The 2,272-nt window shown below is 73.4% G+C and carries 2 protein-coding genes and 1 pseudogene; 2 read left to right on the top strand and 1 reads right to left on the bottom strand.

Translation table 11 applies throughout. The annotated features are described in order from the left end of the window. Positions 1-94: 94 nt before the first annotated feature. A complete protein-coding gene (locus AB0I76_RS28020) occupies positions 95-520 on the bottom strand; it encodes a TOBE domain-containing protein (RefSeq protein WP_357041571.1) in 426 nt (141 codons plus the stop codon). 193 nt (positions 521-713) lie between these two features. On the opposite strand from AB0I76_RS28020, the gene AB0I76_RS28015 reads away from it, so the two are divergent. Both AB0I76_RS28015 and AB0I76_RS28010 read left to right on the top strand, forming a co-directional pair. Then, complete coding sequence (locus AB0I76_RS28015; RefSeq protein WP_357041568.1) at positions 714-1,844, top strand: transporter substrate-binding domain-containing protein; 1,131 nt, start codon at positions 714-716, stop codon at positions 1,842-1,844. After that, a pseudogene (locus AB0I76_RS28010) lies at positions 1,751-2,272 on the top strand (hypothetical protein); the annotation flags it as partial. The gene AB0I76_RS28015 and the pseudogene AB0I76_RS28010, both read left to right, overlap by 94 nt.

Here is a 2,272-nt window from a genome sequence, read left to right as displayed (position 1 = left end):
GCCCCGTCCGCCGGCGCGGCACCGCCGCCGGAGCAGGACGCCAGGGCCGCGACGGCGGCGACCGCGACGAGGGACCGGACGGTACGCGTCACGTTCACGGTGCCTGCCTCCCTCTGCCGATGCCGGGCGCGGCGGCCTTCTCCACCACCACGGTGGTCGACTTGATCACGGCCACGGCCAGCGATCCGACGGTCAGGTCCAGCTCGTCGACCGCCTCGCGGCTCATCAGCGACACGATCCGGAACGGCCCGGCCTGGATGTCGACCTGCGCCATCACGGTGTCCTTGACGACGTTCACGACGATGCCGCGCAGCCGGTTGCGGGCCGACGAGGCGTCCGCCCGCTCGTCGGGGTCGGCCGAGCGGTCCCGGGCGAACGCGGCCAGGTCCACCCCGGCGATCACGCGGTGCCCGTGCTCGTCGCGGACCGCCACGAGCCGGCCGGCGTCGACCCAGCGCCGGACGGTGTCGGCGCTGACGCCGAGCAGGTCGGCCGCGTCACCGATCCGGAACATCGCCACCCGGCCACCCTAGCCGCCCGCACCTGCGAGCGGAAAGGGGCCTGTCCGCCGCTGTTGCGAGCCGTGAACGCCATGTCCCTCGCAGGTGCGGCAATTGTCGACGCCGACCCGCCGAGCCGTTCACGGGATGTCGTGCCGAAGCGGCCATACAGCACAATGGACGCTTCGCGGGGCCGGTGACGGGGAGGTTCGAGTGGGCGAGGCACGGGGAGCCGACGACGTCGTACCGGAGCCGGAGCGGGCCGCGGGCGACGACGGCGGATCACGGCGGCGGCAGGTGCGCCTCGCGGCGCTGGTGGTCCTGCTCGTGATCATCGTGGTGGCCGTCGTCCGGGTCGTCGTCGCCAGCGGCCCGCCCACGCGGGAGGAACTGCGCGAACGGGCGGGGCTGGCCAACCGGGACAAGCTGCTCATCGGCGTGAAGGACGACCAGCCGGGGGTGTCGCAGAAGCTGGCGAACGGCACCTTCGAGGGCTTCGACATCGAGATCGCGTACATGATCGCGGAGGACCTGGGCTTCGACGCGCCGGAGGTCACGCTGCTGGCCATCGAGAGCGAGGACCGGGCCCGGCGGCAGGCGCGGAACACCGACGGCAGCTACGTCACCGTCGACCTGGTGATCGCCTCCTACAGCGTCACCGAACAGCGTCGCCGGGACGGGGTGGTCTTCTCCTTTCCCTATCTGGAGACCGAGCAGTCGGTGGTGACGTTGCGGTCCGACACCCGGCCGGTGGCGAGCCTGCGCGACCTGGCCCAGCGCAAGGTCTGCACGTTGGGCACCTCCACGTCCGAGCAGCGCCTGCGGGAGGCGGGCGCCAGCCCGATCGGGCGCAACCGGATCAGCGACTGCGTCCAGGCGCTCTACGACGGGGTGGTGGACGCGGTCACCACCGACGCGGCGATCCTCGCCGGTTTCGTCGGTCCCCGCCCGCCCGGGGAGTTGCCACCCGCGGTGGCGTTGCAGCGGCGCAAGGACCTCCAGCACTGGGACATCGGCGCGGAGGCCGCGGAGCGGTGGGGCGTCAACACCGGCCCCAACCCGGCCATGCGGGACCTGGTGAACCTGTCGCTCACCGAGTCCGCTTTCGGGCCGGACGGCGACCGGTGGAAGCGGGCGTTCGACCGGTACCTGGGCTCGGAGCAGCAGTACAGCGAGCGCCAGCAGGTGGCGGTCGCCCGCCAGCCGGAACCCGAGACGAAGGTGGAGGTGCGGCAGTGGCCGTGGGAGAGGTGGGCGCTGCCGTCTCCGAACCGGCCGGCGAGGGGCGTCCGGACCGCCGCCCGGGCACCCGGCCGGCGCAGCAGGCGCAGCAGTGGCTGCTGACCCTGCTGCCGGCCTTCCCGGTGCTGCTGCTGGTGCTGCGGTTGTGGCGGCTCAGCCGGCAGGACATGCCGACGATGCTGCTGCTCGTGCAGTACGTCAGCCCGCTGGGGCTGCTCAGCGCCCTGCTGATCGCCCTGGTCTGGGCGTTCCCGCTGGTCGTGCTGGTGCTCGGGCTGCTCGGCCGCCTGCTCCAGGTCAGCGCGCCGGAGCGGTTCGACACCGAGCGGTCGCTGCTCGCGTACGGCACCACCCGTACGCCCGGGTGGGTGCTGGTCGCGGCCGTCGGCCTGGCGGCGCTCACCTGGCAGCTGCGGTTCCTGCCGCTGCTGGTCATGCTCGCCCTCGCGCTGCTGGCGCTGCGCACCCGGCACCGCCACCCGGACCGGCCGCTCCGGCTGCTGGTCACCGGCAACAGCAGCCCGGTGACC

The organism is Micromonospora sp. NPDC049799 (assembly GCF_040656655.1).
Taxonomy (GTDB): domain Bacteria; phylum Actinomycetota; class Actinomycetes; order Mycobacteriales; family Micromonosporaceae; genus Micromonospora.
Note: the sequence above shows the minus strand (reverse complement) of the source record. Positions and strands in the feature narration are given on the sequence as shown.